Source organism: Streptomyces sp. NPDC048392 (assembly GCF_043200575.1).
Lineage (GTDB): Bacteria > Actinomycetota > Actinomycetes > Streptomycetales > Streptomycetaceae > Streptomyces.
On the sequence record NZ_JBICYB010000009.1, the window covers coordinates 56600 to 70901 of the forward strand.

12 protein-coding genes are annotated in these 14302 nt (G+C 73.2%); 1 reads left to right on the plus strand and 11 read right to left on the minus strand.

Going from position 1 to position 14302, the window contains the following annotated elements; genetic code table 11:
* Positions 1–17: 17 nt before the first annotated feature.
* From ACGFYH_RS15200 to ACGFYH_RS15235, 8 genes are all read right to left on the minus strand, one after another.
* Positions 18–1484 (minus strand): MFS transporter, encoded by a 1467-nt coding sequence (locus ACGFYH_RS15200; protein ID WP_393803589.1) that lies wholly within the window; start codon positions 1482–1484, stop codon positions 18–20.
* 72 nt (positions 1485–1556) lie between these two features.
* Positions 1557–2588, minus strand: coding sequence for a class II fructose-bisphosphate aldolase (fbaA, locus tag ACGFYH_RS15205; RefSeq protein WP_393803590.1), 1032 nt, complete (start codon positions 2586–2588; stop codon positions 1557–1559).
* Between the two features lie 131 nt (positions 2589–2719).
* Positions 2720–3268, minus strand: a complete 549-nt coding sequence (pyrE, locus tag ACGFYH_RS15210; protein ID WP_393803591.1) for an orotate phosphoribosyltransferase — start codon at positions 3266–3268, stop codon at positions 2720–2722.
* A 10-nt stretch (positions 3269–3278) separates the two neighbouring features.
* Positions 3279–4067, minus strand: a complete 789-nt coding sequence (locus ACGFYH_RS15215) for an aldose 1-epimerase (protein WP_393803592.1) — start codon at positions 4065–4067, stop codon at positions 3279–3281.
* Between the two features lie 67 nt (positions 4068–4134).
* Positions 4135–5055: an SRPBCC domain-containing protein gene (locus ACGFYH_RS15220; RefSeq protein WP_393803593.1), complete on the minus strand. Its 921-nt coding sequence runs from the start codon at positions 5053–5055 to the stop codon at positions 4135–4137.
* A gap of 407 nt (positions 5056–5462) precedes the next feature.
* The gene (locus ACGFYH_RS15225; protein WP_393803594.1) at positions 5463–7115 is read right to left on the minus strand and encodes a polyamine aminopropyltransferase; all 1653 of its coding nucleotides are present in this window, start codon (positions 7113–7115) and stop codon (positions 5463–5465) included.
* A gap of 121 nt (positions 7116–7236) precedes the next feature.
* Positions 7237–7773: a DUF2617 family protein gene (locus ACGFYH_RS15230; protein ID WP_393803595.1), complete on the minus strand. Its 537-nt coding sequence runs from the start codon at positions 7771–7773 to the stop codon at positions 7237–7239.
* Positions 7774–8171: 398 nt separating this feature from the next.
* On the minus strand, positions 8172–8441 hold the full coding sequence (locus tag ACGFYH_RS15235) for a hypothetical protein (protein ID WP_393803596.1): 270 nt from the start codon (positions 8439–8441) through the stop codon (positions 8172–8174).
* Between the two features lie 184 nt (positions 8442–8625).
* On the opposite strand from ACGFYH_RS15235, the gene ACGFYH_RS15240 reads away from it, so the two are divergent.
* Positions 8626–9828, plus strand: a complete 1203-nt coding sequence (locus ACGFYH_RS15240; RefSeq protein WP_393803597.1) for a pyridoxal phosphate-dependent aminotransferase — start codon at positions 8626–8628, stop codon at positions 9826–9828.
* Here the strand turns inward: ACGFYH_RS15240 and ACGFYH_RS15245 are convergent.
* From ACGFYH_RS15245 to clpB, 3 genes are all read right to left on the minus strand, one after another.
* A complete protein-coding gene (locus ACGFYH_RS15245; RefSeq protein WP_393803598.1) occupies positions 9723–10331 on the minus strand; it encodes a hypothetical protein in 609 nt (202 codons plus the stop codon). The genes ACGFYH_RS15240 and ACGFYH_RS15245 overlap by 106 nt on opposite strands.
* A gap of 281 nt (positions 10332–10612) precedes the next feature.
* The gene (locus ACGFYH_RS15250) at positions 10613–11149 is read right to left on the minus strand and encodes a YbjN domain-containing protein (protein ID WP_393803599.1); all 537 of its coding nucleotides are present in this window, start codon (positions 11147–11149) and stop codon (positions 10613–10615) included.
* 341 nt (positions 11150–11490) lie between these two features.
* The gene (gene clpB / locus ACGFYH_RS15255) at positions 11491–14088 is read right to left on the minus strand and encodes an ATP-dependent chaperone ClpB (protein WP_393803600.1); all 2598 of its coding nucleotides are present in this window, start codon (positions 14086–14088) and stop codon (positions 11491–11493) included.
* Positions 14089–14302 lie beyond the last annotated feature (214 nt).

Genomic DNA, 14302 nt, shown 5'->3' on the forward strand with positions numbered 1-14302 from the left:
CCGCTCCGCCGGACGGGTCACGTGGTCCTGTCGCGCTCCCGTGCCCCCTCCAGCGGCGGTGCCAGCACCGAGCCGTGGGTACGGCACTGCGGCCGGGCGCAGTCCGGGGCCGGGCGGCGCACCGTCGTGAAGGCGATCACGGAGCCCGTCACCAGGACACCCGCGCAGATCAGCATCGCCGGCCCGAAAGCGTCGTCGAACGCCCGGGGCGACCGGTACGCCTCCTCACCCATGCCGGTGAGCAGGGGCAGCGCGGCGACCGCGACGAGCCCCGCCGCACGGGCCGCCGCGTTGTTGATGCCGCTGGCGAGACCGGCGCGGGCGGTGTCCACGGCGGCCAGCACGCTCGCCGTCAGCGGCGCGACCAGCGTGACCATGCCGAGGCCGAGCACCAGCAGGGCGGGCAGCACGTCGGCGACGTAGGAGGCGCCCGGGCCGACCCGCAGCATCAGGACCATCCCGGCCGCGCACAGCAGGGGGCCGGCGGTGAGCTGGAGCCGCGGGCCGAGGCGTTCGGCGAGTTCGCCGGAGCGGGCGGAGAGCAGCAGCATCAGGACGGTGGTCGGCAGCAGGGCCGTACCGGCGGCCAGGGCGGACCAGCCGACGGCTACCTGGAGCTGGAGCGCGGCGAGGAAGAAGAAGCCGCCGAAGGCCGCGTAGACGCACAGCGTGACCATGTTGACCGCCGTGAACTGGCGGGACGAGAAGACGTCGAGCGGCATCATCGGGTCCTTGCCGCGCCGCTCGACGGTCACGAAGGCCACTGCGGCCGCCACCCCGGCCACCGCGCTGAGCGCCACCGTCCAGGACGCCGTACGGGCCTCGATCAGCGCGTAGGTGAGCAGCGCGAGGCCCGTCGCGCACAGGACCGCGCCGAGCACGTCGAAGCGCGAGTGGGCGCGCTCGTCCGAGGACTCCGGTACGTGCCGCAGCGCGATCGGGGCGCACAGCAACGCCAGCGGGACATTGAGCAGGAAGACCCAGCGCCAGCCCGCGCCGTCCACGAGCCAGCCCCCGAGGAACGGCCCCACCGCCGCGCCGACGCCCCCGAACCCCGACCACAGACCCACCGCCCGGGCCCGGTCGTCGGCGTCGAAGGAGGCCTGGATGAGGGCGAGGGAACCGGGCGTGAGCAGCGCACCGCCGACACCCTGCAGGGCGCGGGCGACGATCAGGACACCGGCGTTCGGCGCGAGGCCGCACAGCAGGGACGCGGCGGCGAACCACAGCACGCCGAGGACGAAGATCCGGCGGCGGCCGAACCGGTCGCCGAGCGCGCCGCCCAGGAGGATCAGACCGGCCAGCGTGACCATGTAGGCGTTGACGGTCCACTGGAGGGCGGCGAGGTCCGCGCCGAGGTCGCGGCCGATGTGGGGCAGCGCGACGTTGACGACGGTCGAGTCCAGCAGGGCCATGCTGGAACCGAGGACGGTGGTCAGCAGGATCCACTTGCCTTGCGGCGAGGCCAGCCGGACATCGGGCATCCCCCAGGTATACAGCGAGCCCGGCGCGTTCGGCGCCGGGCTCGTGCAAGCGGTCGGGTGACCGCCGGGGGGCTACTTGAGCTTCGTGCCGGCGGACCGCAGGTGACCGCAGGCCTCGACGACGCGCGCGGCCATGCCGGCCTCGGCCAGCTTGCCCCAGGTGCGCGGGTCGTAGGTCTTCTTGTTGCCGACCTCACCGTCGACCTTGAGGACGCCGTCGTAGTTGCGGAACACGTGGTCGGCGACCGGACGCGTGAAGGCGTACTGGGTGTCCGTGTCGATGTTCATCTTGACCACGCCGTTCTCCAGCGCGGTCGCGATCTCCTCGGCGGAGGAGCCGGAGCCGCCGTGGAAGACGAAGTTGAAGGGCTTGCTGCCGGCGGGCTGACCGTACTTGGCGGCGACGCCCTCGTTCAGGTCCTTCAGCAGGTCGGGGCGGAGGACGACGTTGCCCGGCTTGTACACGCCGTGGACGTTGCCGAAGGACGCGGCGAGCAGGTAGCGGCCCTTCTCGCCCAGGCCCAGGGCCTCGACGGTACGGACCGCGTCGTCGACCGTGGTGTACAGGGAGTCGTTGATCTCGTGGGAGACGCCGTCCTCCTCACCGCCGGTCGGGGTGATCTCGACCTCAAGGATGATCTTGGCAGCGCGGGCGCGCTCCAGCAGCTCGGTGGCGATGGAGAGGTTGTCGGCCAGGGTCTCGGCCGACCCGTCCCACATGTGCGACTGGAAGAGCGGGTTGCGGCCGGCCTTCACGCGCTCCTCGGAGACCGCCAGCAGCGGGCGGACGTACCCGTCGAGCTTGTCCTTCGGGCAGTGGTCCGTGTGCAGGGCGACGGTGACGTCGTACTTCTCGGCGACGATGTGCGCGAACTCGGCGAGGGCGACGGCGCCGGTCACCATGTCCTTCTTGTGCTGGCCGCCCAGGAACTCGGCACCGCCGGTGGAGATCTGGACGATGCCGTCGCTCTCCGCCTCAGCGAAACCGCGCAGGGCCGCGTGCAGCGTCTGGGAGGAGGTCACGTTGATGGCCGGGTAGGCGAACTTTCCTGCCTTCGCCCGGTCCAGCATCTCGTTGTAGACCTCGGGAGTTGCGATGGGCATCTGTCCGCTCCTTGTATGTGCGGTGGGCGTGTTGTTGCTTATGGCCCTGGCCTAGGACTGGGGGGCGACGTCATCGTCGGCCCCATCCTTCCAGACGGGCCGGGAATACCCGAGCGGACCCCAGTCCCGTATCAGTCCAGGCCCAGCTCGTCCTTGTCGTACGCGTAGAGGTACGGCACTCCGGCGCCGTCCCGGATCTTCTCGGCGGCGCCCGTCGCCCGGTCGACGATCGTCGCGACGGCGACCACCTCCGCGCCGGCCTCGCGCACGGCCTCGACGGCGGTGAGCGGGGAGCCGCCGGTGGTGGAGGTGTCCTCGACGACCACGACACGACGGCCCCTGATCTCCGGACCCTCGACACGGCGCTGCAGCCCGTGCGCCTTGGCGGCCTTGCGGACGACGAACGCGTCCAGCCTGCGGCCGCGCGCGGCGGCGGCGTGCAGCATGCTCGCGGCGACCGGGTCGGCGCCCATGGTCAGCCCGCCCACCGCGTCGAAGTCCAGGTCGGCGGTCAGGGCGAGCAGCACCTGCCCGACCAGCGGCGCGGCCTCGCCGTCGAGGGTGATGCGGCGCAGGTCGACGTAGTAGTCGGCCTCCAGACCCGAGGAGAGGGTCACCCTGCCGTGCACCACGGCCTTGTCCTTGATCTGCTGCAGCAGCTCGCCGCGTACGTCCGTCATGTACGCCAGCTTAGAGGCGACGCCAGGACCAGGTCGTCGTGGCCTCCAGCGGCTCCAGGGGCGTGACCAGGCGCGGGAGGGTGTTCAGGCCGTTGGGCGGCCCGGTCTGCGGTTCCACGCAGACGGCGGCCTCCTGCTCGTCGTAGACCACGACCCACTGCTCGCGGCTGGTCACCCTCAGCTCCAGCCGCCCCGGCCAGGTCAGCGTGACGTCGACGCCGTCCGGCATGCCGAAGCAGTCGTCCCACGGGCCCGGCTTCGGGTCGACGCGGTTGCCGGTGGGCAGGTGGTCGTCACCGCGTTCCTCCTGCCAGGCGGGGTCGAAGCCGAGCGAGACGTCCGCCCCGCCGAGGGACCGGTTGAACCAGGGGTGCCAGCCGATCTGCGCCGGGAAGGACGACTCGTACGTCTCCACGGACATCGTCAGCGTGAGCCCGTCCTCGGCGAGAGCGACCACCTGGGTGACGCGGCCGGTGTAGGGCCAGGGGTCGACGAGGTCGTAGGTGATGACGGCCTCGTTCGCGGTGACGCGGGCGGTGCGCCAGGCGGCGTCGCGGGCGGTGCCGTGGATGGCGTGCGGCGGGGAGTTCAGGGGCATCTGGCGGACGACGGCGCCGTCGCCGAAGCGGCCGTCGCGAATGCGGCCGCACCAGGGGACCATCGGGAAGCAGCCGTAGCGCTCGCCCTGGCGGAGCAGTTCCGTGCCGCCGACGCGGAGTCCGCCGATCCGGCCGCCGTTGCCCGGCAGCACGGTCGCCTCCGCGTCACCCGCGGTCAGCGTGATGGGTTCGTTACTCACGCCACGACCCTACTGGGGCGATCAAGGGCGCCCCACCCGGCCGGCCACCGGCGCGCTTCAACGGGGATCAGCGGCGTCTGCGCAGCGCGCGGCCCACCACGATCGCCGACGCCACGACCAGCGCCGCCGCGGGGGCGGCCCAGCGCAGGGGTGCGCCGACCGCACTCGACTGGGGCGCGGGCACGGGGGCGTACCGCCCGCGTGGCGGTGCGTGGTCCACCTCCTCGGCGCTGCGGCCGATCATCGTGCGGCGCGCGTGCGCCGCCTCGGCGGGGGGCTGGGCGGCCGGCCCGTCATGGGCGGCCGGCCCGTCGTGGGCGGCCGGCCCGTCGTGGGCGGCCGGCCCGTCGTGGGCGGCCGGCCCGTCGTCGGTGTCCGGCGACTCGCCCTTCCCGTCCTTCCCGCCTTCCCTGTCCCGGCCCGTGTCCTCGTCCGTGTCCTCGCCCCCGGCCCCGACGCCGTCCGCGTCCGCGTCCCCGTCCATGAGGGAGGGCGGGGGGATCTCCGTGTCGAGGACGGAGGTGTGCTCCGGCTCGGGGGCGGCGGCGGGGGGCGCTTTCCCCGCCTGCGCCGCCGTGCCCAGGTTCTCGGCGAAGCGGGTCAGCAGCCGGGCCGCGGCCGACGCCACCGACTCCCGCGGAAGCTCCGTGATCCGCCCGTCCGCGGTGGCCGTCCCGGTGAACGTGAGGGTGGAGCCGCCGTCGGCGTCGCCCGCGCGCAGGGTCAGCGCGAGGGTGACCGTGCCGGTGCCGCGCGACTCGGTGGCGTCGCCCTCGACGGCGTACGTGCCGTCCTCCCGCCCGGACAGGCGCAGGGAGCCGCGGTAGGTGATGGAGTGACTGCCGACGCGCACCTTCAGCCGGCCCGCGACGGGCTCGGCACCGGCGTCCTGCTGGAGCCCCGGAACCGCCCGGGCGACCCGGACGGGGTCGGCCAGCACGTCCCTGAGCCGCTCGGCCGGAACCGGAACGAACACCTCATGCTCCATGTCAGCGCAGCCTACCCAGCGGGCGCCCGGTACACCCCCCGTCGGCACAAAGTCACCCGCCGCCCGTGCGCTGACGAACAGGCGGTCGGCGGCCTCGGCGTTGCTCAGGCCGCGGGCGGCCAGTCGCGGGGCCTCGGCCTCGCGGCCGGTCGGCGTCGTCGGCGCGGGCGGCGGACCGGCGTCCGACGGTTCCGTACGCCCGTGTCCGTCATCCGCGCGAACGCCTCCACCGGGCGCCGGGCGACCGCGGGGGCGGACAGCGCGTCGCCGCCGTGCACCGCGGTGACCGCGGGCCGGCAGCCGTCCGGGGCCGGCGTCCTCGACCAGGAAGCCGGAGGCGCCGGCCCGCGGGGGCGCCGTACACGCGCGCGTCGAGGTCGGAGGCGGTCGCGGCGTCTCCCTCGGGCTCAGTACCGCGGATGCACCAGCGTCGAGGGCGGCAGCCCGGCGATCCGGGTGCGGGCCGCGTCGCGGGCGTCCCGGGCCAGGGAACCCGGCGTGAGGGAGTGCGGCCGGGGGGCCGCCGGATCGAGGCGCAGCGCGGGGGGCGTACGGGCGGCCAGCAGGAAGCCCCAGCCGCGGGGGGCGCGAAGTCCGGCGGCCGCGCGGTCGGGCCCCGAGGCGGGCCCGGTGTTCCGGGCCACGACGCGGTAGGCGACGGTGCGCAGGCCGGCCGCGCGGAGCGTGGCGTCCACCGTCCAGAAGGGCCGGGGGCGGGCGGAGACCGGGCCCGCGTGCACCACCAGCCGCCCGTCGGGGGCGAGCACCCGCCGCAGCAGACCGTAGAACTCCTGCGAGTACAGCTTGGTGCCGGCCGTGATGCCCGGGTCGGGCAGGTCCGAGATGACCGCGTCGTACGTCGCGGAGGGCGTCGAGCGCAGTCGGCGGAAGGCGTCCCCCGTGGTGACGTGGACGCGCGCGTCGCCGTAGGCGTGCTCGTTGAGGGTGGACAGGCCTGGGTCGTGCCGGGCCAGCCGGGCGAGGCCGGGGTCGAGTTCGGCGACGTCGACGCGGCGCACTCCGGGGTGGCGCAGTACCTCCCGCACGGCGAGGCCGTCGCCGCCGCCGAGGATCAGCACGCGCGCGTGGGGGCCGCTCATGGCGGGGTGCACGAGCGCCTCGTGGTACCGCCGCTCGTCGCTGCCGCTGACCCTGAGCCGCCCGTCGAGGAACAGGTCGAGGGGCCGCCCGTCGGTGTCGCCGGTGAGGACGATCTCCTGGACGTCGGTCTGTACGGCCACGCGGACGTCCTGTCCGTACACGGCGTGCCGGGCGGCGCGTTCGAAGTCGTCGGCGAGGACGGTCGCCGTGGCGAGCAGGGCGAGGACGACGGCGTTGGCGGTCAGCAGCAGCCAGCGGGCCCGCAGGGTCAGGTCGCGCCGGAACAGGCCGAGGACCAGGGCGGCGCCGACGACCGCGTTGACGGTGCCGGTGACCAGCGCGCCGGTGAGCTGGCCGAGGAAGGGCAGCAGCACGAAGGGGAAGGCGAGACCGCCGACGAGCGCGCCGACGTAGTCCGCGGCGAACAGGTCGGCGACGGCGCCTCCGGGGTCCTGGCGGCGGACGCGCTGGATCAGCTCCATCAGCAGCGGCACCTCGGCGCCGATCAGCACGCCGATGGCGAGGGAGAAGGCGACCAGCAGCACGCGCGGGCCGTCGGCCCACAGGCCACCCCAGCCGCCGGTCCAGGCGAAGAGGGCGTACAGCACCATCGCGCTGGAGCCGCCGACGAGGGCGAGGGCGGCCTCGAGCGCGCCGAAACCGGCCGCGGCGAGGCGGCGCAGCCGTTTGGCGGCGAGCGAGCCGAGGCCCATCGCGAAGACCATGACGGACAGCACGACGGAGGCCTGGGTGACCGAGTCGCCGATCAGGTACGAGGCGAGCGCGACGAGTTCGAGTTCGTACACGAGCCCGCAGGCCGCGCAGACGAACACGCCCGCCAGTACCAGGAACCGCCCGACGGCGGGCCGGACGGGCAACCGTGTGGGCGCGTCCGGGCCGCCGAGGCCGCCCCGGGACGGCGGAGAGCCGGGCGGAGCGGGCGCGTGCGGTTCGATCACGGGGTGACGGTACGTCACTCCCCTATCGCGCTTCGTCACCCACACGTGTGAAACTCAGGTGCTGCGGGGCACCAGAGGTTTATGCGGCCCCCACCCGCCCACGCGGCAGGCGACCACCCGCTCACACCGCGGACGGGCTGAGCCGGGTGGTCGGCATCCGTACGCCCACCCGGGTCCGGGTCGCCACCAACTGGCCGTCCTGCGGATAGGCGTGCCAGGTCCGCCAGTGCACCTGCCCCTCGTACCGCCGGGCCAGCAGCGCGGTGAAGGCGTGCGGGCTGCCGGGGAAGACGCCGGCCAGCCCGTACGGGTGGTCGGCGACCAGGGCCAGCAGCTCCTCGGCACGTCCGACGAAGGAGCCCGGCGTCAGCACCTCGACACGGGCGGCGAACTCGTACTCCCAGTCGCCCACCCGCTTGGCGACGCCGAGCGGCAGAGGGGTGCTGCTGCCGGGGATGCACGCCACCGTCTCCGAGCAACTGCCCCCCTCCTCCTCGAGCAGGACCTGATGCGAGGCGCCCAGGAGCCTCAACTGAAGTCTCGCGTCCGTCAGTTCGACTTCCAGACTGGCGAGCGCGGGCAGCGGTTCGCGCCCCAGGGCCCAGGCCAGGTCTGCGGCGCGCGTGTCGGTGTAGGCGGTTTTCAGGGTCGTGAGCATGGATCGGCTCCGCAAGCACACAAGGAGAGGAAGGTGTGGGGCCTGCGCATCCCGGCCACTGCCGGGGATGCGGCCCGCTCAGCCCAGTCGGCCGGTCAGGAGGGGGGTCAACAGGTCGTCCGAGGAGCTGCGTTGATGAGGGAGAGCGAATCATGAACTGTGGCGCCGCCACAGCGTTTTTACCCAACTTCGTGGCGTTTCCATCCCTCAGGGGGCTCCACAGCTCAACTGTTCAACCACGGCGCACACCCCGTCCGTACGGAGTGCGCCGGTGCGTGGGAGCGCCCACCGGGTGTGCGATCCGGCGGGCGCTCTGGGTGGGACCGCGGGGCCCGGCCCAGGAGCGGGCCCCGCGGAGGGGACGCGGCTTTCCCCGGCCGGAGCTCAGCTGCCCCGTGTCAGCTGCCCCCGCCGCATCCGCCGCCTCCTCCCCCGCAGGACGAACCGCCTCCGCAGGAGTGACCCGAGTGGTGTCCGCCCGAGGACGAGCCGCCGCCCCCGTCACCGGCCCACCAGCTGCCGCCGCCGCTGTCGCCGCCCCCGCCGGTGCTCGACCAGCGCGCACCCCGGCCGCCCCTGCCCTGGACGGTGCGGGAGGCACGCCTTCCCACCACGGTTCCCCTGATCACCAGGGCTGCTACCACGATCAGGATGATGCCTGTGACCACGGCTCCACCCTCCTTCCGTTCCCGGGCGTGCGCCCGGAAGGTCCCCCGAAGCAATCCCCCGTCGGATGCCTCGCTGCATGTGGTTCACGCGGTGAAGCTCGTTGCGTGAACGGGAGATGCCCTCGGCCGCCACGCCCCAAAGCAGAGTTGAGGAACTCCAGAGCTTCGGCGCAGGATGGCCGCCATGACCTCGATGAGCGCCAGCGCCCGCCCCCTCCTGAACCGCAGGCTCGCGGAGTTCGGGACGACGATCTTCGCCGAGATGTCCGCCCTGGCGGTGACGACCGGGGCGATCAACCTCGGCCAGGGATTCCCGGACACCGACGGCCCCGAGGAGGTCAGGGAGGCGGCCGTGCGGGCGCTGCGCGACGGGCGCGGCAACCAGTACCCGCCGGGCCCCGGCGTCCCCGAGCTGCGCGCCGCCGTCGCCGAGCACCAGCGCCGCCTCTACGGCCTGTCCCACGACCCCGACACCGAGGTCCTGGTCACCGCCGGCGCCACGGAGGCCATCGCCGCCGCCCTGCTGGCCCTGCTGGAGCCCGGTGACGAGGTCGTCGCGCTGGAGCCGTACTACGACTCGTACGCCGCCTGCATCGCCATGGCGGGCGGTACGCGCGTGCCCGTGACCCTGCGCCCGCACGCGGCGGACGGGGAGGCCCGCTTCCGCCTGGACCTCGACGAGCTGCGCGACGCGGTCACCGGCCGTACCCGGCTGCTGCTGCTGAACACCCCGCACAACCCGACGGGCACGGTCCTGACCCGCGACGAACTGGCGGCGATCGCCGAACTGGCCGTGGAGCGGGACCTGCTGGTGGTGACCGACGAGGTCTACGAGCACCTGGTCTTCGACGAGGCCGAGCACCTCCCCCTGGCGTCGTTCCCGGGGATGCGCGAGCGCACGGTGACCATCGGGTCGGCCGGCAAGACGTTCTCGTTCACCGGCTGGAAGGTCGGCTGGGTCACCGCCGCGCCCGCCCTGGTCACGGCGGTCCGCTCGGCCAAGCAGTACCTCACCTACGTCTCCGCGGGCCCCTTCCAGTACGCGGTGGCCGGCGCCCTCGCCCTCCCCGACTCGTACTTCACCGACTTCCGCGCCGACATGCTCGCCAAGCGCGACCTCCTGGCGGCGGGCCTGGAGGAGGCCGGCCTGACGGTCTACCGCCCGTCCGGCACCTACTTCATCACCGCCGACATCCGCCCCCTGGGCGAGACCGACGGCATCACCTTCTGCCGTGCGCTGCCGGAGCGCTGCGGGGTGGTCGCGATCCCCAACGCGGTCTTCTACGACCACCGGGAGCAGGGCGCACCCTTTGTCCGCTTCGCGTTCTGCAAGCGGACGGGCGTGCTGGAGGAGGCGGCCTCCCGGCTCAAGACGCTGGCCGCCTGACCGCGCCGCGCTCGGTCCGCGAACCGCTGGAGCGCCGCCCCGTCCCGGACGTCCACGCCCTGCTCGGCGGCCGTCATCACCCAGAACTTCGCCAGTCCCCGGCGAGTGCGGTCCGTCATCGCCGCCAGATGCTGTTCGGCGACCCTGTCGGCCGCGGCAAGGGAATCCCGGAGCGAGGGGCCGCGCGGGTCCGCCAACTGCGCGGCGTGCAGATAACGCAGGAGCGTGCGCAGTGTGTCCGGGGCGTCGGCGCGTTCCTCCCCGGGAAGCCCGGTGACCTGCTGGGGAAGCCAGGAGAGCAGTAGCTCCTCTACATGGCGCGGCTCCCACAGCCCCAGTCGGCCGTCGGCAGTCGCCAGGTGCCGGTAGTCCAGCGCCGTCTCGGCCAGGTGCCCGTCCACCGGCAGCCCCCGCTCCCCGGCCCACCGAACCAGGCGGTCGGCCAGCAGCCCACGCGCCGCCTCGAACTCCTCCTCGGCCTCGGGCTCGAACCGCATCCGCATGAAATCCCGTCCACCTGTCTGCAGCAGTCGTCGCCGTCCACGCCATCGCCCGACCGGGGCCGCCAACTCGGCCGGGGACAGGCGGGCCCGCTGCCTCAAGGCAGTACGTGGTGGTTGCCGCCCGCGGCGAACGCGGCTTCGCAGACCTGACGGTCCCGGAGTCTCTTCGCTCCGGGGGGGCGTGATCACTGGCGGGGTGAGCCGCGGCCGCACCCAGGACGAGAGCCCGGCCCCCGCTGCGGCGGGGGCCGGGCTCTCGTGGATTCCGCCGCGGGGACGGACTACTCGCCGTCCTCGTCGGTCGGCTTCTCCGCCTCGTCGACCTCCTGCTCCAGGCCGAGCTGCTCCACGAGCCACCGGTCGAACTCGATGGCGGCCCGCACCCAGCTGACCGTCGAGGAGACGAAGTGCTCCAGGCTGACGCCCATGCCGATCAGCATCTGCGCCTCGCCGATCAGGCGGACCGTGCCGTCGTCGTGGGTGTGGGAGTACACCTTGGGCCACAGGGTGCGCCGGTTCCAGTCGTCGACCGACTCGAGCAGCTGCGGCTTCTCGTCGATCTGGTGGGGCCGGTCGTAGAACGTCCGCACCGAGAAGACCTGCTGGTCGCCCTCGCCGCGGAACATGAAGTACGTACGGAACTGCTCCCACGGCGCCGCGAGGTCGCCCTCGTCGTCGACGACGTACTTCAGCTCCATCTGTTCGAGGAGCTGCTTCACAAGATCCTGATCCGGGACGACGGGGCCCGCCGGTCCTTGGGGCTGCGGCTCGGGCTGCTTGCCCCCGAAGTTCGGAATCGAGGACGGGTCGATGGTCACCGTGAATTTCCCTTCGTACGGATCCGGCCATCCTCCCCCATGCGGGGAGGGGCGTGGCAAGCCCGCCGGGGGCCTGTCAGCCCTGGGCTGACATGATCCGGCCGGTCGGGTGGACCCAGGGCGTCGTCGTGTCCGGCGCCGAGTACCCGCTCGGCGGCGGTCCCGAACGCGGCCCCGTCCGCCCTCCGCGCCGGACGGGGCCGCGATCTGTGTCCGGATCCGGCCGCACGCGCGGCCCGCCACCCACCGGGGGTGACGGGCCGCGCGCCACGCCGGGCCGACGCGGGGCGGGGCGGGCCAACGCGGGGCGGCTGGGCGCGGGCCACGGCGGGGCGGGGCGGCTACAGCGTCTTGCCGCGCGCAGGTCCAACGATCAGCTCGTCGCCGAAGCGGTCGACGCGGACCGTGTCACCGTCCTTGACCTCACCGGACAGGATCTCCCGGGCGAGCCGGTCGCCGATCGACGTCTGGACGAGTCGGCGCAGCGGGCGGGCGCCGTAGGCCGGGTCCATGCCCTCGGCGGCCAGCCAAGCCAGGGCGTCGTCGGTGACCTCCAGGGTGAGGCGGCGCTCGGCGAGCCGCCGGGCCAGGCCGGTGATCTGGAGCCGCGCGATCCGGCTCAGCTCCTCCTTGCTCAGGGCCGAGAAGACCACCAGGTCGTCCAGCCGGTTGAGGAACTCCGGCTTGAAGGAGGACCGGACCACCTCCAGGACCTGCTCCTTCTTCTCCGCCTCCCCGGTCAACGGGTCGACCAGGTACTGGCTGCCCAGGTTGGAGGTGAGGACCAGGATGGTGTTGCGGAAGTCGACCGTACGGCCCTGTCCGTCGGTGAGTCGGCCGTCGTCCAGCACCTGGAGCAGGATGTCGAAGACCTCCGGGTGCGCCTTCTCAACCTCGTCCAGCAGCACGACGGTGTACGGCCGCCGCCGCACGGCCTCCGTGAGCTGGCCGCCCTCCTCGTACCCGACGTATCCGGGCGGAGCGCCGACCAGCCGGGCGACGCTGTGCTTCTCGCTGTACTCCGACATGTCGATGCGGACCATGGCCCGCTCGTCGTCGAAGAGGAAGTCGGCGAGCGCCTTGGCCAGCTCGGTCTTGCCGACACCGGTCGGGCCGAGGAACAGGAACGACCCGGTCGGCCGGTCCGGGTCGGCGATCCCGGCCCGGCTGCGCCGCACGGCGTCGGACACGGCCCGTACGGCCTCGGTCTGCCCGATGAGCCGCTTGCCGAGCTCGTCCTCCATGCGCAGCAGCTTCTGCGTCTCGCCCTCCAGCAGGCGCCCGGCGGGGATGCCGGTCCAGGAGGCGACGACGTCCGCGATGTCGTCGGCGCCGACCTCCTCCTTGACCATGGTGTCCCTGGCGACCTCCTCCTCGGCCTCGGAGGCGGCCTCCAGGTCCCGTTCCAGGGTCGGGATCTCGCCGTAGAGCAGCTTGGAGGCGGTGTCGAAGTCTCCGTCGCGCTGGGCGCGTTCGGCCTGCCCGCGCAGTTCGTCGAGCTTCTCCTTCAGCTCGCCGACCCGGTTGAGGGACTTCTTCTCCTTCTCCCAGCGGGCGTTGAGGCCGCGCAGCTCCTCCTCCTTGTCGGCGAGGTCGCGCCGCAGCCGCTCCAGGCGTTCGAGCGAGGCGGCGTCGGTCTCCTTGCCGATCGCCAGCTCCTCCATCTTCAGCCGGTCGACGGCGCGCTGCAGTTCGTCGATCTCGACCGGCGAGGAGTCGATCTCCATGCGCAGCCGGGAGGCGGCCTCGTCGACGAGGTCGATGGCCTTGTCGGGCAGGAACCGGGAGGTGATGTACCGGTCGGACAGACCGGCGGCGGCCACCAGGGCGCTGTCGGCGATCTGCACCTTGTGGTGCGCCTCGTAGCGGCCCTTGAGCCCGCGCAGGATGGCGATCGAGTCCTCGACGGTCGGCTCGGCGACCAGCACCTGCTGGAAGCGCCGCTCCAGGGCGGGGTCCTTCTCGATCCGCTCGCGGTACTCGTCGAGGGTCGTGGCGCCCACCATGCGCAGCTCGCCACGCGCCAGCATGGGCTTGAGCATGTTCCCGGCGTCCATGGCGGAGTCCCCGCCCGCCCCGGCACCGACGACGGTGTGCAGTTCGTCGATGAAGGTGACGATCTGCCCGTCGGAGTCCTTGATCTCGGCGAGCACGGTCTTCAGCCGCTCCTCGAACTCACCGCGGTACTTGGCGCCGGCGACCATGGCGCCCAGGTCGAGCGCGACCAGCCGCTTGTCCTTCAGCGACTCCGGCACGTCCCCCTTGATGATCCGCTGGGCGAGCCCCTCGACGACGGCGGTCTTGCCCACCCCCGGTTCGCCGATGAGCACGGGGTTGTTCTTGGTCCGCCGGCTGAGCACCTGCACGACCCGCCGGATCTCCTGGTCCCGCCCGATGACGGGGTCGAGCTTCCCGTCCCGTGCGGCGGCGGTGAGGTCGGTGCCGAACTTCTCCAGCGCCTTGTACTGGCCCTCGGGGTCGGCGCTGGTCACCCGGCGTCCTCCCCTCGCCTCGCGGAAGGCCTCCTGCAGCTTCTTCGCACTGGCTCCCTGCCCCTCCAGTACCTCACCGGCCGCGCCGCCCTTCGCGGCGATGCCGAGGAGCAGGTGCTCGGTGGACAGGTACTCGTCCCCGAGCTCCTTGGCGCGGGCCTGGGCGTCGGCGACCACGGCGAGCATCTCACGGTTGGGCTGCGGGGGCGCGACGGTGGACCCGGTCACGCTGGGCAGCCCGGCGACGAGGCGCTCGGCGCCGGAGCGCACGGCGGCCAGGTCGGCCTCGACGGCGGCGAGCAGGTCGGTGATGTTCTCGTTGTCCTGGCCCTGGAGCAGAGCCAGGAGCAGGTGGGCAGGGGTGAGGTCGGCGTTTCCCTCGGTCACGGCCCGGTTGCTGGCCGCGTTGATCGCGTCCCGGCTCCGGTTGGTCAGCTCGGCGTCCACGTTCTGGCTCTCCTCCTCGCGTCGGCCGTCGGCGGTCCGGCCATGTCTCCCATTGCTGACTCAGGCAACGTACACAAAGTTGAGTGTATTCCACTCAAGGGGGAGGACGCACGCCCGCGTCGGCGGCACCGGGGTGGTCGTGGGCGGTGGCGACCGGGCCGCACGAGTGCGCTCCCGGCCGGGTCGCGGACCGACGGATACGGGTACCACGAGA

Coding starts and splice junctions, on each gene's coding strand:
- ACGFYH_RS15245 (WP_393803598.1), bottom strand. CDS start 10,331: ATGCGGATGCGGTTCGAGCCCGAGGCCGAGGAGGAGTTCGAGGCGGCG.
- fbaA (WP_393803590.1), bottom strand. CDS start 2,588: ATGCCCATCGCAACTCCCGAGGTCTACAACGAGATGCTGGACCGGGCG.
- ACGFYH_RS15230 (WP_393803595.1), bottom strand. CDS start 7,773: ATGCTCACGACCCTGAAAACCGCCTACACCGACACGCGCGCCGCAGAC.
- ACGFYH_RS15220 (WP_393803593.1), bottom strand. CDS start 5,055: ATGGAGCATGAGGTGTTCGTTCCGGTTCCGGCCGAGCGGCTCAGGGAC.
- ACGFYH_RS15200 (WP_393803589.1), bottom strand. CDS start 1,484: ATGCCCGATGTCCGGCTGGCCTCGCCGCAAGGCAAGTGGATCCTGCTG.
- ACGFYH_RS15240 (WP_393803597.1), top strand. CDS start 8,626: ATGACCTCGATGAGCGCCAGCGCCCGCCCCCTCCTGAACCGCAGGCTC.
- pyrE (WP_393803591.1), bottom strand. CDS start 3,268: ATGACGGACGTACGCGGCGAGCTGCTGCAGCAGATCAAGGACAAGGCC.